We start from the raw sequence: 26,313 nt of genomic DNA on the forward strand, positions 1-26,313 counted from the left end.
GTCCCGGGGCGTGTCCGTCCCGTCCCTAGTTCCCGGACAGCTCCGCGGGCTGCGCCGAGGCCGCCCCGGTGCCCGCGATGGAGAGCGAGCCGCGGCTCTGGGACGGTATCGGCGAGTCGGTCAGCCAGTGCTGGCCGCTGGTGTGGTCGCGGACCTTGACGACGACGTCCGCGCCCTCCTGCTCGCCGGCCGTGGCGAGGGCGAGGGTCTCGTCCCAGCGGGGCAGCAACTCGCCCTGGACGGTGAGGTCGTAGCGCACGTCCTGGCCGCGCTCGGCGTCGGCCGCGGCGCAGGTGCCGAGGATGACGACCCCGCCGTCCGCGTGCGAGTCCAGGCAGAGGCTGTGGTCGGCCGCGCTGCGCACCTCGCCGTCGCTCTCGTACGTCCACTGCTGGGTCCAGGACGTCGAGCACACCTCGAGGACGACGCTCGCCCCCGCCTTCGGCGCACCCTTGATGTCCAGGCAGAGCTGGGCGGCCTGGTTGCGCAGCCGGGTCACATGGTCGGCAGCGGGCAGCCCGGCCGTGCCGGAGGTGGGCGTGGGCGTCGCGTCCGGGTCGGTGTCGCCGGGGATCTGGCCCGCGGTCGCGACCGCGTCGCTGCCGTCGCCGCCGCCCGACATCGCGCTGATCGCCAGCACGGAGGTCAGCAGCCCCGCCCCGGCGACGCCGACACTGGTGAGCAGCGTCTTCGACGACCAGGAGCCGGGCGGGCGGCGCACGGCGACGGGGATACGGGCCAGGATCCGGGTCCGGGCGGCGGCGCGTCGGCGCCCTCCGCCGCCGCCGGAGCGCCGGTTGGCGGCACGGCTGTGTGGGGCTTCGGAGCCCTTGCGGCCCGGGCGCGAGTCGAGGTAGCGGCGGGCTCCCCAGCCGAGGATCGCTTCGGAGAGCAGTACGCCCAGTCCGCCCTCGACATGGCCGAGTTGTTCGGCGGCGGCCCGGCAGTAGGGGCACTGGGCGAGATGTTCCTGGACATCCGGCAGCAGGGCGCCGCCGCGGCGGATCGGAACGTCCAGCAGCCGGTTGTAGTAGCGGCACTCCTGGGACGGCGCGAGATCCCGGTGGGCGCGGACACAGCCCTCGCGGAATTTCTCCCGGGCGTCTTCGAGAGCGGTCGACGCAGTTGCCGTGTCCATGCCCAACAGACCGGCCGGTACGGTTATGGGTTCGGCCTCGACCTCGACGTGCCAGAGCAGACTCTGCGCGAGCGCCGGAAGGCCCATGAATGAACGCTCCGCGAGGGCGCGGTTTTCCGGTGTCATGGTCTTCGTGGCGCGCATACCTCGACCACCGGCCGGTTTCCCCAGGTCGGGAAGAACTTCCGATATTCGGTCCTCGGCGGACCAGTTGGCGACCGTGTCGCGTACGGAGACCAGCAGCCGGGGCCGGAGGGCGTCGGCGGTCTCGCCGAGGGCCACCCGGTCGAGGACCTGGTGGAAGGCGGCGGCCGCGACCATGTGGGCGACAGGCCCGCCGACGGCCAGGCAGATGGCCGCGTATTCCTGTACGGGGCGCCAGTGCCGGGCCATGAGCAGCGCGGCGGACCGGGAGGCCTCGATGTCGGAGCCGGCTCGCAGCGGGGCGGCGAGGGACTCGTCGGACTCGCCCGGACCACCGCCCGGCGGCGGATAGAGAGGTCGAGGCGGGTGGGGGGTGGGCACTGAGCGGATTCCTTTGGTGCGGTGGTGCGTACCTCTTCGGTGCGCTGGCGGGGTGCGGGAATTCGCCGACGCGGTGTCGGTCTCATACCCCAACTGCCGAATAGGTCCCGGCCATTCCCCCGCGCAGGTGGTTCACCCTGGCACAAGTCTCACACAAGCAACAAGGCACCCGTACAACATCGACAGCATTGACAGAAAGTCAGAAAGACGCCGACCGCCATTGTCCGGTAACGGCCGTATTCACTTTCCGCACACCCCGTGCGAACCGTGCGCCCACCCCGGTCCCGCGCGCACCCTCCCGGCCCGTCCGCCGGGGTGGTCGACTGGTGCCCGGCCCTCCTCGCAAGGCCCCGCGCAGAACGGCGGCTCTTCTGTGCGAAACAGGCCGCCGGCCCCGTTCCTCCCGCCCTCGGCCGGCGGCCTCCGAGGGTGGTGGCGGTCTGCCCCGCACGTCCGGGCGGGTGTCAGAGCTGCCAGGAACGGAGCCGGTCCGCCGCGGCGTAGACGTCGGTCTTGCCGGTCATCAGGTCGCGGGCGAGGTCGACGAGGGCGCCGTACGGCGGGTCGATACCGGCGCCGCTGACGAACATGTACGCCACGGCGGTCGCACAGGCGAACCGGGCGTTGGCCGAGGGCAGCGGCTTGAGCTGGGCGAGGGTGTGCAGCAGGGCGGCGGCCCGCCAGGCAGGGTCGGAGTCCACGCCGAGCCGGGGCGGATCGACGCGATGCCGGGCGACGGCGGCGACCAGCGCGGAGAAGTCGTTCACGGTGGGCTGGTCCGGCAGCACTTCCTCATGGCGCTGGAGCAGCCAGGGCACGTCTATATGGATGACCGGCGGCATGGCTCAGGCGGCCTCGCCTTTCGTGGGCGGCTCGTCATCGGGAAACGCGGCCGCGAACTCGGCGGCATGGGCCGCGAAGAAGCGGCGGAACTCCTCCGCCCCCTCCTGCAGGGCCCGGTGCCGGGCGATGTCGGCGGCGGCCGCGTCGCGGACGAGGGCCTTCATCGACGTACCGCGCTCCTTGGCTATCTGCCTGAGGTCCTCTAGCTCGCGGTCGGTGAACTCCACGTTGAGAGCTGGCATGCCCTTCACGGTACCGCGCGGGTACTCGACCGTAAATATCCGCAGGTCAGCACGGACGGCATACGGTACCTCCGAGGTCCTGGCGCGGACGGTCCGGACGGGACGGGACCAGTGGCGGTCGCCCCGTCCGGACCGTTCGGGCCGCCGTCAGATGTCGAGCCGGCTGATCCGCACCGCCCCGGAGGTCTCCCCCGGGTGCGCGCTGGTCAGCGTCAGCCGGATCCGGGAGCCGCGTGCCTGGGTGAACGTGATGACGGTCGGGGTGTCCGAGGCCGTCGCCCAGTCCACCGACGTGCCGTCCACGGGCCGGTGGACCTCGCCGTCCCAGACCGCCACCTCGACCGAGGCGGGCAGCGCGTGGGTCGTGTCCAGGGTGAAGGAGACGGCCACCCGGTCGAAGGTCCGGGCGCGTCCGAAGTCGACCGACACCCAGTCCTCGGCGCGGGCCCCGGCGAACGCCGGCAGCAGGGCGGTGGCCGACTTGGCGAAGGCGTTGGACCAGCCGGTGGTCGCGTCACCGTCGAGCATGGCGGCCGGGAGGGTGTCCGCACGCCCGGAGTAACTGGCGTCCGCGTACGGATAGTTGGGCGGTGCCGGGTGGTCCGGGCCGAAGGCGGGGGCGGGGGTGCTCGCCACGGCACCGGCGGGGGTGGCGGACACGGTGACGGTGTCCTTGCGCAGCCCGTCCACCCGCGCGGTCACCTTGAGTCCGCCCGGTTTCGTACCGGAGCGGATGACGGCGAGTGCCTTGCCGTGGAAGGCGGTCCGGGTGCTCGCCTGGTAGCGTTCGGCGCTCTCCTCGCGGCCGTTGTCAAGCCCGGCGAGCGAGCCGCCGGTCACGTCGAAGGAGATGAGGTGCTCGGCGTCCGGCACCACCACGCCGTGCGCGTCGACGATCTCGGCGGTCACGAAGACCAGCGCACGCCCGTCGGCGGCGAGGGACCGGCGGTCGGCGGTGAGACGTACCGCGTGCGGGTCGCCGGCGGTGCGCAGGACGTCGGTCGCGACCACCTTGCCGTCGTGCCGGGCCACGGCCTTCAACTCACCCGGATGGTAGGGCACTTTCCAGGTCAGGTGCAGTTTGCCCGCGCTGCCGTTGGGGCTGGTGTAACTGCCCGGATAGGGGCCGGTAGTGAAGGTCTTGTCGTCGCCGGTGGCCTCGGTGGTCTCCAGGTAGGTACGGCCGTCGGTGGTCGTCTTGGTGTCGAACTCCCTTGTCCCCAGGGACGTTCCGTTCAGGAACAGCTCGACGGAGGGCACGTTGGCGTACGCCCAGACCTCGACCGTGTCCCCGGCCTCGTGGTTCCAGCTCATCGGCAGCAGGTGCACCATCGGCTCGCTCACCCACTGGCTGCGGAAGAGGTGGTACATGTCCTTGGGGAAGCCGGCCGTGTCGACGGCGCCGAAGAAGGACGCCTTCACCGGGAACACGTCGTACGGCGTCGGTTCGCCGATGTAGTCGATGCCCGACCACAGGAACTGGCCCGCGAACCACTTGCGGTCCCGGTCCTTCTTGTGGCCGTACTCGCCGCTCATCGTCCAGGAGGCCAGGTTGTTGTCGTAGGACGAGGTCGCACGGCGGCCCGGGGTCTGGTTCTCGCCGGTGTTGAGGTGCTCCGGTTCCTGGTACTCGCCCCGGGTCGAGGTCTCCGACGACGACTCGGACTCGAAGAGGAACAGGTGCGGGTAGGCCGCGTGCAGTCCGTCCACGGAGTTGGCGGTGTTGTAGTTGAGGCCGAGGCCGTCGAGCTTGGCCAGCATCAGGTCGGCTGCGGAGCCCTGCTTCGGCACGCTGTGGTACTTGTTGGAGCCGATGACCACGGGACGGCTGTCGTCGGCGGCCTTGATGGCGGCGATGATCCGGTCGGCCATGGCGAGCCCGGCCGTCGAGGTGGAGTCGGGGATCTCGTTGCCGATGGACCACAGTACGACGGCGGGCGAGTTGCGGGCGGCGAGCACCATCTCGGTGGCGTCGCTCTCGCACCACTCGTCGAAGAACCGGCCGTAGTCGTACCTGGTCTTGCCGGTCCGCCAGCAGTCGAAGGCCTCCACCATCATCACGATGCCCAGTTCCTCGCAGACCTCGATCATCTGCGGCGAGGGCGGGTTGTGCGAGGTGCGGAAGGCGTTGACGCCCATCGACTTCATGATCGTCATCTGTCTGCGCACCGCGTCGGCGCTGATCGCCGCGCCGAGGGCGCCCTGGTCGTGGTGGAGGTCGACGCCCTTGATCTTCGTGTGCACGCCGTTGAGGGAGAAGCCCTCGTCGGGGTCGAAGCGGTAGCTGCGGATGCCGAACACCGTGCGGTAGGTGTCGGTGGTGGTGCCGCCGACGCGGAGCTCGGTGTGCAGGGTGTAGCGGTGCGGGCTCTCGATGGCCCACAACTTCGGCTTGTCGACCGTCAGTTCATGGGTCTCGGCGCTCCCTCCGGAGCCGGTGACGGTGACCGTGGAGGACGTACGGGCGACCGTACGGCCGTCGGGATCGGCGATCCGGGAGACCACCGTCACGTCCGTGCCCTCGCCGGACTCGTCGACGACGGCCGTCCGCACCCGTACGACCGCGCGTTCGGCGGTGATGTCCGGCGTGGTGACATACGTCCCCCAGCGCGCCACGTGCACCGGGTCGGTCACCACCAGGCGGGCCTCGCGGTAGATGCCGCTGCCCGAGTACCAGCGGCTGCTGGGCAACTGGTTCTGCACCTTGACCGCGAGGACGTTCTCGGTGCTGCCGTCGGTGTGCAGCAGGTCGGTGAGGTCGAGGGCGAAGCCGGTGTAGCCGTAGGGGTGGCGGCCGGCCTGGGTGCCGTTGCAGTAGACGTAGGAGTCCATGTAGACGCCGTCGAACTCCACCGAGATCCGCTTGCCGGCACAGCCGGGCGGCAGGGTGAAGGCGAGCCGGTACCAGCCGAGGCCGCCGGGGAAGAAGCCGGTGCCGCTGGTGGTGCCGTGGTCGGTGGTGGGGGCCTGCTCGATGCTCCAGTCGTGCGGTACGGCGACCTGGCGCCAGGCCGAGTCGTCGTAGCCGGGGTCGGCGGCGTTCGCGTAGGCGCCGGTGGGGTCGGTGATCCCGCCGGGGTCGACCAGCGCGAACCGCCAGCCGTCGCGCAGGGCGACGGTGCGGCGGCCGGTGACCTGTGTGGACGTACCGGCCTCCGGGGCCGCCCACGCTCCCGGTGCGCCGAGCAGCGTGCCGGCCGTCGGGGCTGCCGTGGCGGCTGCCAGAACCGATCTGCGAGTGACCGTCATGGTGCGGCTCTCCCTCATCAGGGCTCAGAACAACTCACAACTGATCGTGAACAAACAGATTCTGACGGTGCGACACTTGCGGACGTCAAGGGCCGGGAAGCGGTCGGGCACCGCTGTCGTCCTGTTGGCCGGTCCCCGTTCGACCCTTCGGACCGGAAGCGGTCGCGGCCGACCGGCCGAACAGGGTTGCCGTTCACAGCGGGGCCCGAAGCACTAGGCTGAACAGCAGTGGTGCACCTGTTGACTGTGAAGTGTGCGCTTGGGAGTGCGACGATGAGCCGGGTCTATCCGTTCGACGATGCGGCGACGGCTCGGGCCGTCGTCGACGAGGACGGCACACTGGCCGAGTGGAACGAGGGCGCGCAACGGCTCCTCGGCCACGCGGCCCGCGAGGTCGTGGGCCGGCCCGCCGCGCTGCTGCTCGCCGGTGACACCGCACCGCCCGCGCCGGCCGGCCCCCGTTGGGACGGCGTCCTCGAACTCCGGCACCGGGACGGCCGTACGATCCCGATCTGGCTGCTCGCCCACCATTGGGCGGCACACGACGAACGTCCCGGGCACTGGCTGGTGGTCTCCCCGCTGGCCGGCGGCGGCCCGCGCACCCCGGACGACCCGCTGGCCACGGCCGCGCTGACCCAGTCGCCGTGCGCGATCGCCGTCTACGACGAGCAGCTGCGGCTGCGCCGGGTGAACGACGCGATGGCCGAGGTGATCGGACTGCCCGAGGAGCGGATCCAGGGGCTCAGGATCGCGGAGATCGGCGGCATGGTGCAGAGCGCGGAACTGGAGCAGAACATGCTCCAGGTGCTGACCTCGGGCCGCCCGCTGGACGTCCAGACCTATATGCGCACGGGCGGCGAGCGGCAGGCGCACGCCTGGCTGGCCCGGATGGCACCGATCACGGACACGGCGGGCCGAGTGCGGGGCGTGTGCCTGGCCGCGCACGACTTCACCGAGAACTACCTGGCCAGGGAACGGCTGCAACTGGTCAACGAGGCGAGCGTGCGCATCGGCAGCACCCTCGACGTCACCCGAACGGCACAGGAGCTGGCGGACGTCTGTGTACCGGCGCTCGCCGACTTCGTCACCGTCGATCTGCTGGACCCGCCGGAGAACGGCGGCGATCTCCCGGCGCGACTGACGGCGCCGGTCACGCTGCGCCGCAGCGCGCACCAGTCCGTGCTGTCCGGCGTCCCCGAGGCGGTGGTGAAGCCGGGGCACACCGAGTCCTACCCGGGCGCCTCGGCGCAGGCCGACTCGCTCATCGCGGGTCGTACGATCCTGGCCTCCATGCCCTCCGGCGACATGCAGCAGTGGGTGCACTGGAACCCGGCGCGCGCGGAGCGGGTGCGCGACTTCGGTATCCACGCCACGATGTCGGTGCCCATCCAGGCGCGCGGGGTGACCCTGGGGGTCGCGGTGCTGAACCGGCACCGGCGGCCCGACCCGTTCAGCCCGGACGACGTGCTGCTGGCCGAGGAGATCACGGCCCGGGCCGCCGTCTGCATCGACAACGCCCGCCGCTACTCGCGCGAGCGCGAGACCGCCCTGGCCCTGCAGCGCAGTCTGCTGCCCCGGACGCTGCCGCGCACCGCCGCCCTGCAGGCCGCCTCCCGCTATCTGCCGGCCGCCCGGGCCGGGGTGGGCGGCGACTGGTTCGACGTGATCCCGCTGTCCGGGCTGCGGGTCGCGATGGTCGTCGGGGACGTCGTCGGCCACGGAGTGCAGGCCTCGGCCACCATGGGCCGGCTGCGCACCGCCGTGCGCACCCTGGCCGACATCGACCTGGCCCCGGACGAGCTGCTCACCCACCTCGACGACCTGGTGGTCCGGCTCTCGGAGGAACAGGGCGGCGAAGCCAGCCCCGGCGAGGTCGGCGCGACCTGTCTGTACGCCGTCTACGACCCGGTGTCCCGGCGCTGCACGCTGGCCCGCGCCGGCCATCCGCCGCCCGTCGTGCTGCGCCCGGGCCACCGCCTGCACGAGGTGGACCTGCCCGCCGGTCCCCCGCTGGGCCTGGGCGGGCTGCCGTTCGAGTCCACCGAGATCGAGCTGCCCGAGGGCACCGTGCTGGCCATGTTCACGGACGGGCTGATCACGTCCCAGCACCGCGACCCGGACACCGGTCTCCGGCTCCTCCACGAGGCGCTCGCGGCGTACAGCGACTCCCTGGACGAGACCTGCGACCGGATCCTGCACGCCCTGCTGCCGTCGGGCGGCGCGGCCGACGACGTGGCCCTGCTGCTGGCCCGCACCCAGGGCCTGCCGCCGTCCCGGGTGGCGAGCTGGGACGTGCCCGTCGACCCCGCGCTGGTCGCGCCGATCCGCAAACAGGTCGTGAAGCAGCTGGACGAATGGGGTCTGAGCACGGCCGCCTTCACGGCGGAGCTGGTGGTCAGCGAACTGGTCACCAACGCCATCCGCTACGGCGCCCACCCCATCCGTCTCCGGCTGATCCATGACACGCCCACCCTCATCTGCGAGGTCTCCGACAGCAGCCATACCGCCCCGCACCTGCGCCGGGCCAAGACCTGGGACGAGGGCGGCCGGGGACTGCTGCTGGTGGCCCAGCTGACCCAGCGCTGGGGCAGCCGGCACACCGCCGAGGGCAAGACGATCTGGGCGGAGCTGTCCCTGTTCGAGGAGGAGGACGGCCTCTAGGACGGTCCAAGACGGTCCAGAACCGTCCACGACCGTCTAGGACACGCTCGTGAGGACGACCAGCTGCTGTGTCGCCCGGGTCATCGCGACGTAGCGGTCGACCGCGCCCTCGACGCCCTCGCCGAACTTCTCCGGGTCGACGAGGACGACCAGGTCGAATTCGAGCCCCTTCGACAGCTCCGGTGTCAGCGACCGGACGCGGGACGTCGGTGTGAAGCCGGGGTCGCCGATCACGCAGCCGACGCCTTCGGCATGGGCGGCGAGCCAGGTGTCGAGGACCTGGTCCAGCTCGGCCACGGAACCGTGGACGACGGGCAGGCCGCCGGCGCGGATCGAGGTCGGCACGTTGGCGTCCGGGAGCGCGGCCCGGATGACCGGCTCGGCCTCTGCCATGACCTCCTCCGGCGTCCGGTAGTTGATGCTCAGCGAGGCCATGGTGATCCGGTCGAGCCCGACCCGCTCCAGGCGTTCCTGCCAGGTCTCCGTGAACCCGTGCCGGGCCTGGGCGCGGTCCCCGACAATGGTGAAGCTCCGGGACGGGCAGCGCAGCAGCAGCATCTGCCACTCCGCGTCGGTCAGTTCCTGGGCCTCGTCGACGACGATGTGCGCGAACGGGCCGGCCAGCAGGTCCGGGGCGAGGGCGGGCAGTTCGGACTCGTCGACCAGGCTGACCTCGGCGTCCGCACCGCGCAGCATCCGCACCAGGCCCTCGCCCTCGTCGCCGTCGGCGCCGGAGTCGGCGACCGCCCCGATCAGGTTGTCGACGACCTGCGCCATGCGCTCGCGCTGGGCGGCGAGGACGGCCTCCTGCCGCTGCCTGCGCCGCGCCGCCTCCGGGTCGCCGAGCCGCTGCCGGGCCGCGTCCAGGAGCGGCAGGTCGGACACCGTCCAGGCGTGCGGGTCCGCGCGCTGCAGCGTCCGGACCTGGTCGCGGTCCAGCCAGGGGGCGCACATCCGCAGATAGGCGGGGACCGACCACAGGTCTCCGACCAGGTCGGACGCCTCCAGCAGCGGCCATGCGCCGTTGAGGGCGTCGACCAGTTCCCCGTCCTGCCGCAGGGACCCGCGGAACTCCTCGGGCGTGACGTCGTCGCCGTCGTACTTGTCCAGCAGGATGGCGGCCAGCTCCTCCCAGATCTGGTCGCGGGCCTCGTTGTGCGGTGTGCTCGGCCCCGGCGCCCGGAACGCGTCGGCCCAGTCGGCGGCGGTCAGCCGCAGGTCGGCCCAGTCGGTGGTGACCGTCATCCCCGTGGCGGGGGGCTCCTCGTAGAAGCGGACGGCCGTCTCGATCGCCCGCACCATGTCGGCGGACGACTTCAGACGGGCCGCCTCCGGGTCGGTCTCGGGTGCCGCGTCGGCTCCCTCGTCGACGAGGTCCCGCAGGACGCAGGTCTGCACGCCCTCCTCGCCGAGGCTGGGCAGCACGTCGGAGACGTAGTTCAGATAGGGCCGGTGCGGGCCGACGAACAGCACACCGCCCCGGCGGTGACCGAGGCGCGGGTCGGAGTACAGGAGGTGGGCGGTGCGGTGCAGGGCGACGACGGTCTTGCCGGTGCCCGGGCCGCCGTCGACGACGAGGGCGCCCCGGGATCCCGCGCGGATGATGGCGTCCTGGTCGGCCTGGATGGTGGCGAGCACATCGCGCATCCGTTCCGACCGGTCGGCGCCCAGGCTGGCGATGAAGGCGGACTGGTCGTCGAGCGCGACATGCCCGTCGAGCCCGTCGGCGGTGAACACCTCGTCCCAGTAGTCGCCGATCCGGCCGTTCGTCCAGCGGTACCTGCGGCGGCTGCGCAGCCCCATCGGGTCGGCGTGGGTCGCCGCGAAGAAGGGCTCGGCCGCGGGGGAACGCCAGTCGAGAAGCAGCCGGCGGCCCTCGCTGTCGGTGAGGCCGAGCCGGCCGATGTACACGGGCTCGGGGTCGTCGGCGCCGACGATGTGCCCGAGGCACAGGTCCAGGCCGAAGCGGCGCAGGGTGCGCAGCCGTCCGGTGAGCCGGTGGACCTCGATGTCCCGGTCCATCGCGGCCCGGCCGGTGCCGCCCGGCGCCCTGAGCTCGGCGTCGAGCTGGTCGGACAGCTCGGCGATGGTCTCGTCGAGGCAGCGAGCGATGGCGGCGAAGTGCCGTTCGTCGCCGGCGATCAGGGCGGGGGCCGCCTTGGCGGACAGGCTTTCGGGCAGGTCGAAGGCGCTGGTGGTCAGGGGGTGCAATGCATCAGCTCCGTGGAGAGGCCGTGCGGCCGGGGGCGCGTACGGGGGCAGGACGAGCATGGAGGGGGGCTGGGACGGCGACCGTCATCCAGAACTCAGAGGTCACGGTGCGTGGGAGGCTGCGGCGCCGTCGTGGCTGGTCGCGCAGTTCCCCGCGCCCCTATGGGGCGCCACGGTGACCGTCAGCCGCTCAGGCCCCGTCGAGGAGCAGCCGGGCCGCCGTCGTCGCTCCGTCGGTGCGGACCGTGCCCGCCACCGCGGCCGCGCGGGTCCGGGTCTCGGGGGCCAGAGCCGTCGCGAGCGCGGCCGAGAGGGAGTCGAAGGTCGGCGTCGGGCCGTCGTGGGCCGCGCCGATGCCCAGGGCGGCCACCCGGGCGGCCCAGTGCGGCTGGTCCACGATCTGGGGCACGACCACCTGGGGCGCACCGGCCACGGCGGCGGTCGTGGTGGTGCCCGCGCCGCCGTGGTGGACGACGGCGGCCACCCGGCGGAACAAGGCCTGGTGGTTGACCTCGCCGATCGCGAAGCAGTCGTCCTCGCCGTCGACGAGGGCCAGGTCGGCCCAGCCGCGTCCGACGAGGACCCGGTGGCCCTGGGCGCGGACCGCCTCGACGGCGACCCGGGCGACGTCGGGCGCGCCGCGCATCGCCATACTGCCGAAGCCGACGTACACCGGCGGTTCGCCGGCCCCCAGGAACGCGGCCAGGTCGGCCGGCAGCGGGCGCTCGTCGGGCAGGATCCAGGCCCCGGTCTGCAGGAGGTCGAGATCCGTCGTGTCCCGCCAGGGGGCCAGCACCGGGTCCGCCGCCAGCCACGGCCGGCCGGTGAGGACGTGGTCGCGGACGTTGTCCACCGGCGGCAGGCCGAGCGCGGCCCGGTGGGTGTTCAGTGCCTCGCCGTACAGCGCGTTCACCCGCTCCGCGTCCACCTTCCACAGGGTCCGCAGGTCGGCGTCCGGCGGGGCCGGACGGCCCGGGCGCCCCGCGGGCGGGCGGTGCGAGGACGGCAGTCCGAACGGGTGGAAGCACGCGAGCACGTAGCGGATGCCCAGCTTCTCGGTGACCGACCGCGCGCCGGCCGGCATCAGACCGCTCGCCACCAGCACATCGCACCCCTCGGCCGCCGGGGCGACCGTGTCGAAGTGCGCGGCGACCAGCTCGGGGGCGAGCTTGAACGCGTCCTCCGGGGACGGATTCGGCCTGGTCACCAGGGCCCGCACGGACGGCCCGAACGGCACGTGCGGCACACCGGCCCGGGCCGCCAGCTCGGCGTACTCCTCGTCGGGCGGGGCACAGAGCAGCGCCTCAGCACCGAGTTCCCGCAGCGCACGGGCGAGCCCCGCCAGTGGCTCCACGTCTCCGCGCGACCCAAATCCCATCAACAGCACACGCATGACGCACATCCCCCAATTACCGCGGTTCCTGGCTTCGGCCTGCGATTCTGCGGGACGAGGGGGGCCTTGCCGCAAGCCCCCCAGTGCGCTATAAGTTGAGAGTGGCGAGGAGTGGACGAACTCCTCGCCTTATGTGTGTGCGGGCCGCGGAGACGCGGCCATCGCCGTTCCTACGGCGCGCTCAGCCAGGGCCTGACCTGCTTGCGCGCCTCGTGCAGCCGGGACTTCAGCGTCCCCAGCGGAATCCCCACCCGCTCGGCGACCTCGGCGTAGTCCAGCTGGCAGATGTCCCGGTAGACCAGCGGCGCCACGAGCTGCGGGTGCTCCCGCTCCAGCCGGTCCAGCGCCTCCAGCAGATCGATCCGGGAGCCCGCGATCACACTCGTCGTACGCGGGTCGACATGCGCGGTGGGTTCGATGGTGGCCGGCTGCTCCGCGGCCCGTCGCTTCAGGTCCCGGTACTTCTGCCGGGAGCAGTTGGCGATGACCGTGTAGAGCCAGGTGCTGAAGCGGCTGCGGCCCTCGAAGGTGGAGATCTTCCGGGAGACCTGGAGCAGCACGTCCTGGGCCGCTTCCTCGGCGTCCTCCCGGCACGGCAGGAACCGGCCACAGCGTCGTACGACGTCCGGCCACACCTCGCTGAGCAGCTGGTTCAGTGCCAGCTGGTCACCGGCGGCGGCCCGCCGGGCGAGGTCTTCGGTCAGCGTGGCGTCCGGCACGGGAGGTCCCCCTCGAAGTCGATCTCAGGGCAGGCATGATAGTCGTATGCAACCCCTCGAGCGGATCGGCCGCTATCGCCTGGAACGGCGCCTGGGCACCGGCGCCTTCGGTACGGTCTGGCTCGCCCACGACGACCAGTTGGACGCCTCGGTCGCGGTGAAGGTACTCGCCGACAACTGGTCCCACCGGCTGGACATCCACGACCGGTTCCTGTCCGAGGCGCGGCTGCTGCGCCGGGCCGACTCCAAGCGTGTGGTGCAGGTCTACGACATCGGCGAACTCCCCGACGGGCGGCCGTACTTCGTGATGGAGTACGCCGACGCGGGCACCCTCGCCGATCTGCTCGCCGGTGGCCCGCTCCCGGTCCCCGACGCGCTGCGGCTGACCGCCCTGGCGGCGCGCGGCGCGGCGGATCTGCACGAGGCGGGGATCGTGCACCGGGACATCAAGCCGACCAATGTGCTGCTGCGCACCGCGCAGGACGGCACCCGGCGGGTCCTGCTGGCCGACCTGGGGCTCGCGAAGAGCCTGGCGCAGGCGTCGGGGCTCACCCTCGCGGCCGGTTCGGCGGGGTACCAGCCGCCGGAGCAGGCCCAGCCCGGCGAGGGCATCGACGCGCGCGCCGACGTCTACGCGCTGGGCGCGGTGGGCTATGAGCTGGTCACCGGGGCGGTGCCGGCGGCGCCCGGGCAGGTCGTACGGCCCGAGCGGCTGCGGCCGGACCTCGGGGACGATGTGCAGCGGGCGCTGATGCGGGCCCTGGAGCCGGACCGGCAGCGGCGCTGGCCCACCGCGCACGCTTTCGCCGACGAACTGGACCGGCTGGCGGCGGCCGCCACGGCGCGCCGGCCGAAGCGGCTGGACGGGGTCCGAAGACGGCTGAACGCGGTCACCCTGATCGTCGCCGCGGTGCTGGCGGCCGGGGGCACGGCCGTCGCGGTCACCATGGTCGAGCGGCACGGGTCGGCGGGCCAGGAGTCCCGGGTCACGGACTCCACCGGGCGGGTGGTGGCCCAGGTGCCGTCCGCGTGGGCGGGCGAGCTGCGCAACTCCGGCTGGAATCCGCGGGCCCTCGGTCTGGCCTCGGGGCAGGAGCCGGGTCTGGAGGTGGCCGACGACGTGTCGAAGTGGCAGGACCTGACGGCCGCGGTGAACGGTGTGTTCATCGGCGTGAGCGAGCACGGCGACCTCACGGCCAAGGTGACCGCGCTGTCCCACGACGACTGCCACTACGACGGCAGCCGTGCGTTCTCCGGCACCGCCTGGAAGGGCAGGATCCGCACCTGGAGCGACTGCTCCGGAACCGGCGGCTCGATCCAGGAGGCGGCCCTCGGCCCGGCCGGCGGGGACTCCCAGCCCCAGGTGTACGTCCAGATACGGCAGAAGGGCGCGGCCGACCGTGACACGACGGACGGCATACTTCGCTCCCTGAAGGTCACCTGACCGGACGAATTCCGGCGTGGCCCCGAACTTTTCCGCCGCTTCGAGCATCGGATGAGAGAGACGGTGCACGGAGCGCCGCAGGCACGCCTCACCCGCGTGCCATGAACAACCAGGAGTGTGGAGAGACATGGCGCACACGTCCCAGTCCTTGCGGCGCGGGGCGGCCCTGCTCGCGAGCACGGTCGCCGCCCTGGGCCTCCTGACGGCCTGCGGCAATGACAGCCCGGGGAAGTCCCCGGAGTCCGTGTCGGGCACGGCGGCGCCCGCGACGGGCGGCTCGGCGGGCTCGGACACGTCGGACACCGGATCCGCCCCGTCCGGCAAGAACACGACGTCCTCGTCGTCGTCCCAGAGCACCGGCTCCGCCACGAGCGGCAGTGGCACGACGACCTCCGCCGCGAGCGGCACGCGCTGCCACACCTCCGAGCTGTCCGCCTCGGTGGGCGCCGACAACCCGGGGGCCGGGCAGGAGAACTTCCCGATCGTGCTCACGAACAAGTCGGGCCGCACCTGCACCGTGCGCGGCTTCCCGGGCGCCGCGTTCGTCGACGCGTCCGGCACCCAGCTCGGCCCCGACCCCGTGCGTGAGTCGGGGAGCTCCCCCGCGACGGTCACCCTCAAGCCCGGCCAGAGCGCCTGGGCGGGGCTGACCTTCTCCAACCCGGAGATCAGCGGAGCCAAGACGGCGACCCCGGCCGCGCTGGTGGTCACCCCGCCCGACGAGCGGGACTCGTTGAAGGCGACCTGGAAGAACGGCGCGGTCCCGGTCTCCGGGAACTCCTCCTCGGTACGTCTGACGGTGTTCAGCGCCGGCACCGGCGTCTGACCGCTTCCCCGGCTCTCCCTCGACCACTCCCCTGAGCGAACCCCGCTGCCGACTCCCCCGGGCAGCGGGGTTCGTCATGTCCGGGCCACAACTGTCACAGACGTGCAACACGCACAGCCGGCTCCGATCTTTTTCGCCGGACCTGCCATCGAACCCGAAGACCACGCAGAAAAGCGGCTCCTCGGGGGGCCGGGACGACGGATCGGGGACGGACATGAGCGGCATCTCTCGCAGGCGGGTGCTGACGGCGGGCGCGACGGCGGGGGCGCTGGGTGCCCTCTCCGCGTGCTCGAAGGGCAGTTGGACGATGAACGGCAGCGGTTCCGCCGACAGCGGCAAGGGCGGCGCGCCGGCCAAGCCGCTGAAGCTCATCGGCGACGGTTCGACGGCCGACACGGGCGCCCAGCCGCACCAGCCGACGGCGACCCGCATGAAGGCCGGCACCAAGCCGCCGCAGTTCGTGGTGTTCTCCTGGGACGGCGCGGGCGAGCTCAGCAACCAGCTGTTCTCCCGCTTCCGCAAGGTGGCCGCCGACCACGGCGCGAAGATGACGTTCTTCCTCTCCGGCATCTACACCCTGCCCGAGTCGAAGAAGGACCTGTACCGGCCGCCGCAGCACGCGGTCGGCGCCTCCGCCATCGGTTACCTGTCCGACCGCCACATCCACTCCACGATCCAGCAGGTGCGCGCCGCCTGGCTGGAGGGCCACGAGATAGGCACCCACTTCAACGGGCACTTCTGCGGCAGCGACGGTGTGCGCAACTGGTCCTCCGCCGAGTGGCGCAGCGAGATCGACCAGGCCATGGACTTCGTCACCAAGTGGAAGACCAACACCGGCTTCACCGACCTGGAGCCGCTGCCCTTCGACTACCGCAAGGAGCTGATCGGCGGCCGCACCCCGTGCCTGGAGGGCCAGAGCAACCTGCTGCCCACCGCGGCCGCACTCGGCTGGAAGTACGACGCCAGCTCCCCCGGCGGCCTGCAGATCTGGCCGGGCAAGGTGCAGGGAAACCGGATCTGGGACTTCCCGCTGCAGTCCATACCGTTCCCCGGGCACTCCTTCCAGGTCCTGTCGATGGACTACAACATGATGTACAACCAGTCCGCCGGAAACCCGCTGGGCGACAAGACCCAGTACGACGCCTGGCGCACCCAGGCCCGTGACAGCTACGTGGCGGGCTTCGAGCGGGCGTACAGCACCAACCGGGCGCCGTTCTTCATCGGCAACCACTTCGAGCGCTGGAACGGCGGCATCTACATGGACGCCGTCGAGGAGGCGATCGGCAAGATGGCCGAGCACGACGATGTGCGATTCGTGTCCTTCAAGCAGCTGGTGACGTGGCTGGAGGCCCAGGACCCGGCGGTGCTGCGCAAGCTGCGCACGCTGAACCCGGGGCAGGAGCCGACGGGCGGCTGGGCGGAGTTCCTGGGCGCGGCGGGTACACAGTCCTCGTAACCGGGCCCGTCTGCTTTCATGGGCGGGCAGCATTTGATCACGCCCCGAGGAACACACCCTGAGTACGCCTCTCGCCGAGACCCTGTCCGTCCTCCTGCTCGCAGCCGTCCTCGCCTGGGCCGTGATCCGGCCGCGCGGCTGGCCGGAGGCGGTGCTGGCCGTGCCCGCGGCGGGCGTGGCCATCGCCACCGGGGCGATCTCGCTCGACCACGCCCGGGCGGAGGTCGAGCAGCTCGGGCCCGTCGTCGGTTTCCTCGCCGCCGTCCTGGTGCTCGCCCACTTCTGCGACGTCGAGGGGTTGTTCCAGGCCTGCGGGGCGTGGACGGCCCGCTGGTCGGGCGGCCGGCCGGTGCGGCTGCTGACGGCGGTGTTCGTGTTGGCGTCGGTGATCACGGCCGTACTGAGCCTGGACGCGACGGTGGTGCTGCTGACGCCGGTGGTGTTCGCGACGGCGGCCCGGTCCGGGGTGCGGCCGAAGCCGCACGTCTACGCGTGCACGCATCTGTCGAACACCGCCTCGCTGCTGCTGCCCGTGTCCAATCTGACGAACCTGCTGGCGTTCGCGGCCAGCGGGCTGAGCTTCACCCGGTTCGCGGCGCTGATGGTGCTGCCCTGGCTGGTCGCGATCGGTGCCGAGTACGTGGTGTTCCGGCGGTTCTTCGCCACGGACCTGTCGACTGCGGCGCCCGGGGCGAAGGACACCGGCGAGCCGCCCCGGCTGCCGCTGTTCGCCCTGGTGACGGTCGGCTGCACGCTCGCCGGGTTCGTGCTCACCTCCGCGGTCGGCATCGACCCGGCGTGGGCCGCGTGCGCGGGTGCGCTGGTGCTGGCCGGGCGGGCGCTGGTACGGCGCCGGGCCACCCCTGTGACGGTCGTGAAGGCCGCGGCCCCGGCCTTCCTGGCGTTCGTGCTGGCGCTGGGGGTCGTGGTGCGGGCGGTCGTCGACAACGGGCTCGCCGACGCCCTCGGGCGGGTGCTGCCGGGCGGGACCGGGCTGCCGGCGCTGCTGGGTGTCGCCGCGCTGGCCGCCGTACTGGCGAATCTCATCAACAATCTGCCGGCCGTGCTGGTGCTGCTGCCGCTGGTCGCGCCGACCGGGCCGAGCGCGGTGCTGGCGGTGCTGCTCGGGGTGAACATCGGGCCGAACCTCACCTACGCCGGGTCGCTCGCGACGCTGCTGTGGCGCAGGATCGTGCACCAGCACGACCACGGGGTGGATCTGCGGGAGTTCACCCGGCTGGGGCTGTTCGCCGTGCCGACCGCGCTGGGCGCGGCGGTGGTGGCACTGTGGGGGGCGCTACAGGTGATCGGGAGCTGACCGGGAGGAGGACGAGGCCGTATGCGGGTGATCGTCTGGCTGGCGGAGGGGACCTGGCCCGCCTGTGTGGACGCGGCGCGCTCCTATGCGCCGGCCGCGTCCGAGGTGGTGCTGTTGCACGTGGCGGAGCCGGGGGTGGCCGGGCTGGCGCACGGTGCGTTCGCCGGGCTGCTGGGCCGGGCGGGCTCGGAGCCGGACCCGGAACGGCGGCTGATGGAGCTCGGCGGGACGTCGGCGGTGGAACTGCTCGACGCGGCCGGGGCGCGGCTGGGACGGCCGTGCACCCGGCTGGAGCGGACCGGGCGGGTGGAGCGGGAGGTGGTGGCCGCCGCCGAGGGGGCCCATCTGCTGATCCTGGCCCGGGACGGCGACCGGTCCCGGCTCGGGCCGCACAGCCTGGGCAAGGCGGTGCGGTTCGCCGTGGACCACGCGCCCTGCCCGGTGCTGCTGGTGTGGCCGGAGGGGGCGCCCGATCTGACGACGATGCCGCCCCCGCCTCCCCACCACCGCTGAGCCTGCGGGCTCAGCGCCCCTGGTGACCGCCGCCGTAGCCACCGCCGTAGCCGCCGTAGCCGCCCCCGTAGCCTCCGCCGCCCCAGCCGCCGCCGTACTGGCCGCCCCCGTAGCAGTAGCCCGGGTAGTCGGCGCACGGGTTGTAGCCGGTGGTGCTCGACGGCGTCGGCTGTGCGGTCGTCTGCGACGCCGACGGGGTGGGCGTCGCTGTGGGGGTCTTCGCGGACTTGGTCGTGGGGGTGGCGGCCGCGGTCGGGGTCGGGGTGGTCTCGGCGTCCCAGTTGACGATCTGCATCTGCAGGTCGGGCTGGGAGGTGTCCATCACCCAGCGCTGGGCGCTGATGTTCGTCCGGGTCTTGACCACCAGGGCGCCACCGCCGTCGGTGGCGGCCGGGGCGAGCGCCAGGTCCTGGTCCCAGCGGGGCACCAGAGCGCCCTGGAGGGTGAAGTCGTAGCGGATGCTCCGGCCGCCGGCCCCGGTCGCGGACGAACACGGGGCGAGCTGGACGGAGTAGCCGAGGTGCGAGTCGAGGCAGAGGCCGGGGTCGGCGCCGTTGCGCAGCAGCCCGTCGCTGTCGTACGTCCACTGCTGGCTGGCCGCCGAGGAGCACTCGGCGAGTTCGGTCTCGGCGCCCTTGACGGCCTGCTTGCCGACCACGCCGATACAGAGGCCTGAGGCGATGTTGTGCAGCCGGCCGCGGAGGGTGCCCTGGGTGGTCTGGCTGGTGCCGATCCAGGACGGGCCCGAGGTGGACCTGCCGGTACCGGGCGTGGCGGAGGGCTTGGCGGAGGCGGACGAGCCGGAGTCGTCGCCGGAGCCGAGCGCCGCCCACAGCACCAGCGGCAGCACGACCAGTCCGCTCACGGTGCCCACCGCCACGGCGAGGTTGCGGCGCCGGACCCGGACCCGGCGGGCGGCGCGCTGCGCGGCGCGCCGGGAGGCGACGGGGTGCACCACCAGGTCCTTGCCCGGCGCGAAGGCCTCACCGCCCGCGAATCCGCCCGCGGGTCCTCCGACGAATCCGCCGACGGCCGCGGCCACCGGCTCGGCGGGCTCCGCCATGCGGCCCGCCGCCCGGGACTCCAGGTAGGCATGGGCACCCCAGCCGAGCACGGCCTCCGCGAGGGCTGTACCGAGGCCTCCGTTGAACTGGTGGAGCTGGTCGGCGGTGAAGCGGCAGTGCTTGCAGCCGTTCAGGTGCTGCTGGAGGTCCCGGTCGACGTCGACCCCGCCGCGCCGGAAGGTCACGTCGATCATCCGGACGTAGCGCTGGCACTCGTCCTCGTGGGCGAGTTCGCGGTGCACCTGGAGGCACTCCTCGCGCAGCCGCTCGCGGGCCCGGCGCAACTCGACCTGCGCGTCCTGCTCGTCGAGGCCCAGCAGCCCGGCGGGGGTCGACAGCGGCTCCGACTCGACCTCGGTGTGCCACAGCACGGCGCGCGAGGACTGGGTCAGCCGCTGGAAGGCGCGGGAGAGCAGCCGCCGGTTCGCGGGCGGGAGCAGCCGGGAAGCGACCCGCTCCCCCTTTTGGGCGCGCAGTTCGGGGTGCAGCAGTTCGCCGCGCCCGTCGTTGTCCCATTCGGCGGCGATACGGCGGACGGTGACAAGGAGTTGGGGGCGCCAGGCGGCAGTCGGGCCGGTCTGGCGGAGGGATTCGCCGAAGAGGCGGGTGAATGCGGCGGTGGTGAGCATTCCCGCGCCGCGCGTCCCGTCGGTGCACAGACGGGCGTAGGCGAAGGCCGCTTCCCAGTGCCGGTCGAGGAGTTCGCCGACGGGATGCAGGGCGGGCGCGGTGCCCGTCCACTGCTTGAGCTCGGTGCTGAGCTCCTCGTCGGTGACGTCGAACGGCCGGGCGGGGGTAGGGGAATTCCCCAGGCCTGCGTCATTCACGACTGCATTCCTTCCAGACGCAACGCGGGATTCGGCCCATACCGTCTGGTATGCAACCGGTATACGACCCGGCCGATACCTTGATCGGATGGGCCTGTTGGGGGTTCGGCGCTCGCGCATCCGCCGTCGGCTGCTCTTTTGAAGCGTGGGGGGCGAACGGGAGCGGCCTCGCGCATGCGGGTGTAAATAATTGTCCGCATGCCGACACGCCACACCTTTGCACAGGCCAGCAGGGCAGAACAAGGGATCCCGGGGTTTTGCGCATTGCCTGGACCACGGGTTAATTTGACGAATCGTCAATGAGCGAGTTCGCACTGTGTCGCTGTATCGACATCGCAATTGGCACGGGGATTCACCGCCGGCCGCCCCGCGATCGGCATGAACCATTGAACCACGGCCCGACCTGCGCAAGCCGCCGGCTCCTCGGCGCCCATGAACCAATAGCCGGATGGATTACGGACGTTCACCGGAGCGGTAGGCACCGGGCGGGACACCGTATCTTTCACGGAAAACCCGGCTGAAGTGGAACGGGCTGGGAAATCCGGACGCGGCGGCGACCCGCTCGACGGTCAGGTCGGTGCTCTCCAGCAGCCGAACGGCGTGTCGCAGCCGGGCCTCGCGCAACGCGCGCATCGGTGCCACGCCGGTCTGACGGGTGAAGAGGTGGGCGAACCGGGACGGAGACAGCGCGACACGCGCGGCGAGCGAGCCGACGGTGTGCGGGGCGCCGGGGTCGGCCGCGATCAGTTCCTCGGCGCGCCGCACCCGGTCGTCCGGGCCGGGCGGGGTCCGGTGGGCGCCGGCCGTCGCGAGCAGGACGACCTCCTCCAGCGCGCACAGGGCGAGTTCGCGCGCGGCGCTGCCGTGCGCGACGGCGACGGGGTCGTCGCCGGGTGCCGGGGCGGGCGGCGCGCCGGTGCCGGTCCAGCGGGAGTCGGCGAGCACACGGTGGAACGCGGCCTCGATCCGGGTGTGCAGTGCGCCCGGGGCGCCGACGGCGTAGACGCCGTCGCCCACGGCACCCGGCCCCAGCCACTGCGCCCAGGCGGGGCGGGCCTCGCAGTGGGTCCACCAGAAACGCCAGCGGCCGGCGCCGGGCCCGACCGTGTAGCTGTGCGGGATGCCCGGGGCGAGGACGACGAGGTCTCCGGGACGCGCAAGGATCCGGGTGGCGCCCTGCCGGAGCAGACCACGGCCGTCCGTGGTCCAGGTGAGCAGCCAACTGCTCGACCCCTTCGGGCGGTTGACCCGGTAGCCGGGTCCCTGGTCGTAGCGGCCGGTGACCACCATGCCCAGCGGTGGCGCCGGGACAGCAGTCCCGGGCAGTTCCTCAGCGCTCATGGGCATCCTCTCCGCGGGTGCGTCGTCCTAGCGTGACAGGCCAGGACACCGGACCGAGGAGCGCGGGTATGACAGTCACGGGCAACGACACCACCGTCCTGCGACAGTTCGAGGAGGACGGGTTCACCGTCGTACGGGGGTTGTTCGGGTACGACGAGATCGACCGGCTGTGCGCGGAGTTCGCGGCGCTGCACGCGGCGGGACGGGCCGTGCCGGGGCACTTCGAGCCGGGGCCGACGGCTGATCCGCTGCACCGGTATCCCCGGGTGATGCAGCCGCACGAAATCAGCGCGCTCGCCCGGCGGTTTCTGCTGGACGCGCGGCTGCGGGTGATCCTGGAGGGGCTGTTCGGGGAGGAGGTGCTGGCCGCGCAGAGCATGTTCTACTTCAAGCCGCCGGGGGCCCGGGGGCAGGCGCTGCACCAGGACAACTTCTATCTGCGGGTGGAACCGGGGACGTGTGTCGCGGCGTGGATCGCCTGTGAGGCGATCGACCGGGAGAACGGCGGTCTCCAGGTGGTGCCGGGGACGCATCGGATGGATCTGTTCTGCCCGGAGGAGTCGGACGCGGAGCTGTCCTTCGCGCGGGAGTACGTGGCACCACCGAAGGGGCTGGCGGCGGTGCCGGTCGATATGGGGCCGGGAGATGTGCTGTTCTTCAACGGGAGCCTGGTGCACGGGTCACAGCCGAACCGCTCCGCAGGGCGGTTCCGACGGTCGTTCATCGGGCACTACGTGGGACGGTCGGCGGTGCGGATCGGGGGGTACTACCGGACGTTGACGATGTCCGGGGATCGTGTCCCGTTGCTCGAGAGCGAAGGGGGTGGTCCTTGCGGGACAGAACGGCTGTGATTCGGCTGCGGGTGGGTGGGGGCTGGTCGCGCCCACCCGGCGGTAGCCGCAAATCGAATACAGCCCCGCGCCCCTCAAAAGCAAAAAACGGGGCGCGTTTCAGTGGCCGGAGATGGGATGGGGACCGTACGGCTGCTGCAGTTCTTCGAGTTCCTTGTCGCTGAGCTCCAACTCCACCGCCGCTACGGCGTCTTCGATGTGCCGGGGCTTGGACGCTCCGATGATCGGGGCCGTCACCGTGTTCTGGTGGAGGAGCCAGGACAGTGCCACCTGGGCCCGGGGGACGCCACGGTCGTCGGCGATGCGGGTGACCGCCTCCACGATCGCGCGGTCGCCGTCCTGGTAGAGGCGGTTGCCGAAGTTGTCGGTGGCGCTGCGTTCGGTGACCGTGCCCCAGTCGCGGGTGAGGCGGCCCCGGGCCAGCGGGCTCCACGGCAGCACGCCCACGCCCTGGTCGGCGCAGAGCGGCAGCATCTCGCGCTCCTCCTCGCGGTAGAGGAGGTTGTAGTGGTTCTGCATGGAGACGAACTTGGTCCAGCCGCCCAGCTCAGCCGTGTACTGGGCCTTGGAGAACTCCCAGGCGTACATCGAACTCGCCCCGATGTAGCGGGCCTTGCCCGCCTTGACGACGTCGTGCAGCGCCTCCATGGTCTCCTCGATCGGCGTGTCGTGGTCGAAGCGGTGGATCTGATAGAGGTCGACGTAGTCGGTGCCGAGGCGGCCGAGGCTGTGGTCGATCTCGGAGAGGATCGCCTTGCGGGACAGGCCGCCGCCGTTGGGGCCGGGGCGCATCCGGCCGTGCACCTTGGTGGCGAGGACGATCTCGTCGCGCCGGGCGAAGTCGCGCAGCGCCTTGCCGACGATCTCCTCGCTGGTGCCGTCGGAGTAGACGTTGGCGGTGTCGAAGAAGTTGATGCCCGCGTCCAGTGCCTGCCGGATCAGCGGGCGGGACGCCTCCTCGTCGAGGGTCCACTCGTGGGTGCCGCGGTCGGGCAGGCCGTAGGTCATGCAGCCGAGGCAGATCCGGGACACGTCCAGACCGGTGCGGCCGAGCTTCACGTACTCCATCGTTGTCTCCCGCCGTCGAGATCACGTCGTACAGAGCCGAGCGTACGTCTACGGGCTGTCCGGTCTCTCGGGACGGCGCCGCAATCGGACGCCGTCAGTCCCGCTCCAGCAGGTCCAGTACCCGTGCCCAGGCGAACTCGGGGCGCCCGCCGTCCGCTTCGGGCTCGCCGGCGTACGGGTCGCCGAAGCGGACGCCCAGTCCGCGCAGCCGGGCCAGGCTCTCCTGGTAGGCGGGGTGGGCGGACAGGGCGTCCGCGACGCAGGGCAGCACGGCGATCGGGACGCCCAGGCCGAGGGCCTCGCACAGGGTGCCGACGGCCAGGGTGTCGGCGAGTCCGGCGGCCCACTTGTTGACGGTGTTGAAGGTGGCCGGGGCGACGGCCACCGCGTCCGGCGGCGGGAAGGGGCGCGGGTCGGCGGGCCTGCGCCAGGCCGAGCGGATCGGGCGGCCGGTGCGCGCCTCGGCCTCGGCGGTGTCGAAGAACCCGTTCATGGCGACCGGTGTGGCGATGATCCCGACCTCCCAGCCGCGCTCCTGCGCCGCGGTGATCAGTTTGCCGACGCCGACGGCGATGCCGGCCGCGCAGACAACCAGGTAGAGGAAGGGCTTCGCGGTCTCATCGGTCATCCGGGAACCCTATGCGGGTTCTACCGGAGCGGGAACGACAGGCCGTGTTCGGACTCCGGGCGCGGGCCGTGGAGGCGGCGCTCGTGCTCCTCGATCCGGACGTCGTTGATGCTCGCCTCGCGCCGGGTCATCAGCCCGTGCTCGTCGAACTCCCAGAGTTCGTTGCCGTACGACCGCCAGCACTGCCCGTCCGCGTCGTGGCACTCGTACTGGAAGCGGACCGCGATGCGGTTGCCGTCGAAGGCCCACAGGTCCTTGCGGAGCGCGTAGTCGAGTTCGCGGTCCCACTTGGCGGTGAGGAACTCGACGATCTCGGCCCGTCCGGTGACGAAGGTGCCGCGGTTGCGCCAGACGGAGTCCTCGGAGTAGGCGAGCGCCACGCGCTGCGGATCGCGGGTGTTCCAGGCGTCCTCGGCGGCCTGGACCTTCTGGGCCGCGGTCTCCCGGGTGAACGGCGGCAGGGGCGGACGGTCGGTCATGGTCTCCTCCTCGATGTCCTTCGATGGAGAACGTGCGTTCTCCCTGTCGCTGCTAACATAGGAGAACGCACGTTCTCTCGTCAAGGAGTGGTCCATGGACAGCGTGGTGGCCCGTGAGCAGGCCCTGGACGCCGCCGAGCGGCTGTTCTACGGGCGCGGGGTGCAGTCCGTCGGCATGGACGACATACGCGGCGCCTCCGGGGTCTCCCTCAAACGGCTCTACCAGCTCTTCCCCGCGAAGGAGCAGCTCGTGGAGGCCTATCTGGAGCGGCGTGACGCGCGCTGGCGGCAACGGCTCGCCGAACACGTCCAGCGGCACGAGGACCCTCGGGAGCGGCTGCTCGCCGTCTTCGACTGGCTGGAGACCTGGTTCGGCGAGGAGGACTTCAGGGGGTGCGCGTGGATCAACGCGTACGGCGAGCTCGGCGCCACCTCCCCGCGGGTGGTGGCCCAGGTGCGGGGCCACAAGCGGGCGTTCCGGGACTACCTCGCGGAGCTGGTGGCCGGCGCCGGGCTGGACGCCGGGCTCACCGGGCCGCTGTTCCTGCTCGCCGAGGGGGCGATGGTCACCGCCGGTATCACCGGCAGCACGGCGCCGGCGGCCGAGGCGCGCGAGGCGGCCCGGGTGCTGCTGCGCGCCGGGTGAGGTCAGCCCACGGCGGCGACGAGCCGAGAGAGCTCGGCGCGCGCCGCGGCGAGTGAGGCGGCGGCGGTCTCCTCCTGACCGGCCAGGACGGGCAGCACGTCGACGCGGGTCAGCTCGGCCGCCACCGTCCAGAGGTGTTCGGGGCGGACGCCGAGACGAGCCGTCCAGGCCGGTCGGTTCGGGTTCGTCGACGGGGTGACGGAGCACGGAGCGGAAAGGTGACCAATGGACGGGCACGACGAACTGGCGGCGGAGTTCGAGGCACCGCGCGAGCGGCTGCGGGCGATCGCCTACCGCATGCTGGGCTCGGCCGGCGACGCCGAGGACGCGGTCCAGGAGGCCTGGCTGCGGCTGAGCCGGGCGGGCGGTACCGGGATCGACAACCTCGGCGCCTGGCTGACGACCGCCGGGCGTCGCCGGCGGAGCTGCGGGGAGCCCGGCGGTCGCGGAGGGCACCGTGCTGCTGCGCCGGCGCGCCCGGTTCGCCGTACCGGTCCTGGTCGACGGCCGGGTCGGCCTCGCCGTCGCCCCGCGGGGACGCCTGCTGTACGTCCTGCGGGTCACCGTCGAGGGCGACCGGGTGGCGGCCTACGAGGTGGTCGCCGACCCGGCGCTGCTGCGAGGGCTGGAGCTGGCGGTACTGGACGCGCCGCCGACTGCCTAGCCCGTGGGTTCCTTGACCGTGATGGCGTGTACCGGGCAGGCCCGGGCCGCCTCCTTGACCAGCGGGTCGCCGCCGCCGTCCTCCTTTCCGGGGAGCAGGGTGCTGAAGCCGTCGTCGTCCTGGGTGAAGACGTTCGGCGCGGTCAGGGCGCACTGGCCGGCGCCGATACAGACGTCCTGGTCGATCTCGATGTGCATGGCAGGAGCC

At 72.2% G+C, this 26,313-nt stretch carries 23 protein-coding genes and 1 pseudogene; 10 read left to right on the top strand and 14 right to left on the bottom strand.

Annotation, left to right across the window (positions count from 1 at the left end; genetic code table 11):
- Positions 1–25 precede the first annotated feature (25 nt).
- From ACIRR9_RS08165 to ACIRR9_RS08180, 4 genes are all read right to left on the bottom strand, one after another.
- Complete coding sequence (locus tag ACIRR9_RS08165) at positions 26–1,663, bottom strand: RICIN domain-containing protein (RefSeq protein WP_403748843.1); 1,638 nt, start codon at positions 1,661–1,663, stop codon at positions 26–28.
- Positions 1,664–2,127: 464 nt separating this feature from the next.
- Positions 2,128–2,505 carry a toxin Doc gene (locus tag ACIRR9_RS08170; RefSeq protein WP_365350089.1) on the bottom strand — a complete coding sequence of 126 codons (378 nt, stop codon included), beginning with the start codon at positions 2,503–2,505 and terminating at the stop codon, positions 2,128–2,130.
- Positions 2,506–2,508: 3 nt separating this feature from the next.
- Positions 2,509–2,748, bottom strand: a complete 240-nt coding sequence (locus tag ACIRR9_RS08175) for a hypothetical protein (protein ID WP_365350087.1) — start codon at positions 2,746–2,748, stop codon at positions 2,509–2,511.
- A gap of 147 nt (positions 2,749–2,895) precedes the next feature.
- Entirely contained in the window at positions 2,896–5,997 is a 3,102-nt protein-coding gene (locus ACIRR9_RS08180; RefSeq protein WP_403748847.1) for a glycoside hydrolase family 2 TIM barrel-domain containing protein, read from the bottom strand.
- A gap of 273 nt (positions 5,998–6,270) precedes the next feature.
- On the opposite strand from ACIRR9_RS08180, the gene ACIRR9_RS08185 reads away from it, so the two are divergent.
- Positions 6,271–8,658, top strand: coding sequence for a SpoIIE family protein phosphatase (locus tag ACIRR9_RS08185; protein WP_403748850.1), 2,388 nt, complete (start codon positions 6,271–6,273; stop codon positions 8,656–8,658).
- A gap of 36 nt (positions 8,659–8,694) precedes the next feature.
- Here ACIRR9_RS08185 and helR read toward each other — a convergent pair whose 3' ends face one another.
- The 3 genes from helR to ACIRR9_RS08200 all read right to left on the bottom strand — a co-directional run bounded on the left by helR (position 8,695) and on the right by ACIRR9_RS08200 (position 12,981).
- The gene (helR, locus tag ACIRR9_RS08190) at positions 8,695–10,869 is read right to left on the bottom strand and encodes an RNA polymerase recycling motor ATPase HelR (RefSeq protein ID WP_403748852.1); all 2,175 of its coding nucleotides are present in this window, start codon (positions 10,867–10,869) and stop codon (positions 8,695–8,697) included.
- 190 nt (positions 10,870–11,059) lie between these two features.
- Positions 11,060–12,262, bottom strand: a complete 1,203-nt coding sequence (locus ACIRR9_RS08195) for a glycosyltransferase (RefSeq protein ID WP_403748855.1) — start codon at positions 12,260–12,262, stop codon at positions 11,060–11,062.
- Between the two features lie 170 nt (positions 12,263–12,432).
- Positions 12,433–12,981 (bottom strand): RNA polymerase sigma factor, encoded by a 549-nt coding sequence (locus ACIRR9_RS08200; protein ID WP_403748857.1) that lies wholly within the window; start codon positions 12,979–12,981, stop codon positions 12,433–12,435.
- Positions 12,982–13,027: 46 nt separating this feature from the next.
- Between ACIRR9_RS08200 and ACIRR9_RS08205 the strand changes: the two genes are divergently transcribed.
- The 5 genes from ACIRR9_RS08205 to ACIRR9_RS08225 all read left to right on the top strand — a co-directional run bounded on the left by ACIRR9_RS08205 (position 13,028) and on the right by ACIRR9_RS08225 (position 18,538).
- Positions 13,028–14,425, top strand: coding sequence for a serine/threonine-protein kinase (locus ACIRR9_RS08205; protein ID WP_403748860.1), 1,398 nt, complete (start codon positions 13,028–13,030; stop codon positions 14,423–14,425).
- Between the two features lie 127 nt (positions 14,426–14,552).
- Positions 14,553–15,251, top strand: coding sequence for a DUF4232 domain-containing protein (locus ACIRR9_RS08210; protein WP_403748862.1), 699 nt, complete (start codon positions 14,553–14,555; stop codon positions 15,249–15,251).
- A gap of 214 nt (positions 15,252–15,465) precedes the next feature.
- Positions 15,466–16,707, top strand: coding sequence for a hypothetical protein (locus ACIRR9_RS08215; RefSeq protein WP_403748866.1), 1,242 nt, complete (start codon positions 15,466–15,468; stop codon positions 16,705–16,707).
- A 58-nt stretch (positions 16,708–16,765) separates the two neighbouring features.
- Positions 16,766–18,025: an arsenic transporter gene (locus tag ACIRR9_RS08220; RefSeq protein ID WP_403749024.1), complete on the top strand. Its 1,260-nt coding sequence runs from the start codon at positions 16,766–16,768 to the stop codon at positions 18,023–18,025.
- Positions 18,026–18,046: 21 nt separating this feature from the next.
- Positions 18,047–18,538, top strand: a complete 492-nt coding sequence (locus ACIRR9_RS08225; protein WP_403748868.1) for a universal stress protein — start codon at positions 18,047–18,049, stop codon at positions 18,536–18,538.
- A gap of 10 nt (positions 18,539–18,548) precedes the next feature.
- Here the strand turns inward: ACIRR9_RS08225 and ACIRR9_RS08230 are convergent, their stop codons facing one another.
- Entirely contained in the window at positions 18,549–20,429 is a 1,881-nt protein-coding gene (locus ACIRR9_RS08230) for an RICIN domain-containing protein (protein WP_403748870.1), read from the bottom strand.
- 453 nt (positions 20,430–20,882) lie between these two features.
- Positions 20,883–21,770 (bottom strand): helix-turn-helix domain-containing protein, encoded by an 888-nt coding sequence (locus tag ACIRR9_RS08235; protein WP_403748872.1) that lies wholly within the window; start codon positions 21,768–21,770, stop codon positions 20,883–20,885.
- Between the two features lie 68 nt (positions 21,771–21,838).
- Here ACIRR9_RS08235 and ACIRR9_RS08240 point away from each other — a divergent pair, with 68 nt between their 5' ends.
- Positions 21,839–22,621: a phytanoyl-CoA dioxygenase family protein gene (locus tag ACIRR9_RS08240; RefSeq protein ID WP_403748875.1), complete on the top strand. Its 783-nt coding sequence runs from the start codon at positions 21,839–21,841 to the stop codon at positions 22,619–22,621.
- Between the two features lie 99 nt (positions 22,622–22,720).
- Here the strand turns inward: ACIRR9_RS08240 and ACIRR9_RS08245 are convergent, their stop codons facing one another.
- The 3 genes from ACIRR9_RS08245 to ACIRR9_RS08255 form a co-directional block, all read right to left on the bottom strand.
- Positions 22,721–23,689, bottom strand: a complete 969-nt coding sequence (locus ACIRR9_RS08245) for an aldo/keto reductase (RefSeq protein ID WP_365350062.1) — start codon at positions 23,687–23,689, stop codon at positions 22,721–22,723.
- A gap of 94 nt (positions 23,690–23,783) precedes the next feature.
- Positions 23,784–24,317 (bottom strand): flavoprotein, encoded by a 534-nt coding sequence (locus tag ACIRR9_RS08250; protein ID WP_403748878.1) that lies wholly within the window; start codon positions 24,315–24,317, stop codon positions 23,784–23,786.
- Between the two features lie 20 nt (positions 24,318–24,337).
- Complete coding sequence (locus ACIRR9_RS08255; protein ID WP_403748880.1) at positions 24,338–24,796, bottom strand: DUF1348 family protein; 459 nt, start codon at positions 24,794–24,796, stop codon at positions 24,338–24,340.
- 94 nt (positions 24,797–24,890) lie between these two features.
- Between ACIRR9_RS08255 and ACIRR9_RS08260 the strand changes: the two genes are divergently transcribed.
- Positions 24,891–25,442 (top strand): TetR/AcrR family transcriptional regulator, encoded by a 552-nt coding sequence (locus ACIRR9_RS08260; RefSeq protein WP_403748882.1) that lies wholly within the window; start codon positions 24,891–24,893, stop codon positions 25,440–25,442.
- A 2-nt stretch (positions 25,443–25,444) separates the two neighbouring features.
- On the opposite strand, the gene ACIRR9_RS08265 is transcribed toward ACIRR9_RS08260, so the two are convergent.
- Positions 25,445–25,567, bottom strand: coding sequence for a hypothetical protein (locus ACIRR9_RS08265; protein ID WP_403748885.1), 123 nt, complete (start codon positions 25,565–25,567; stop codon positions 25,445–25,447).
- Between the two features lie 172 nt (positions 25,568–25,739).
- Between ACIRR9_RS08265 and ACIRR9_RS08270 the strand changes: the two are divergent.
- Together ACIRR9_RS08270 and ACIRR9_RS08275 are read left to right on the top strand one after the other, a co-directional pair.
- Positions 25,740–25,802: pseudogene (locus ACIRR9_RS08270) on the top strand (hypothetical protein); the annotation flags it as partial.
- A 97-nt stretch (positions 25,803–25,899) separates the two neighbouring features.
- Positions 25,900–26,106: a hypothetical protein gene (locus ACIRR9_RS08275; RefSeq protein WP_403748888.1), complete on the top strand. Its 207-nt coding sequence runs from the start codon at positions 25,900–25,902 to the stop codon at positions 26,104–26,106.
- Here the strand turns inward: ACIRR9_RS08275 and ACIRR9_RS08280 are convergent.
- Positions 26,103–26,303, bottom strand: coding sequence for a ferredoxin (locus tag ACIRR9_RS08280; protein ID WP_365341982.1), 201 nt, complete (start codon positions 26,301–26,303; stop codon positions 26,103–26,105). The genes ACIRR9_RS08275 and ACIRR9_RS08280 overlap by 4 nt on opposite strands.
- Between the last annotated feature and the right edge of the window lie 10 nt (positions 26,304–26,313).

This window comes from Streptomyces sp. NPDC101234 (assembly GCF_044767525.1).
Classification (GTDB): Bacteria; Actinomycetota; Actinomycetes; order Streptomycetales; family Streptomycetaceae; genus Streptomyces; species Streptomyces sasae.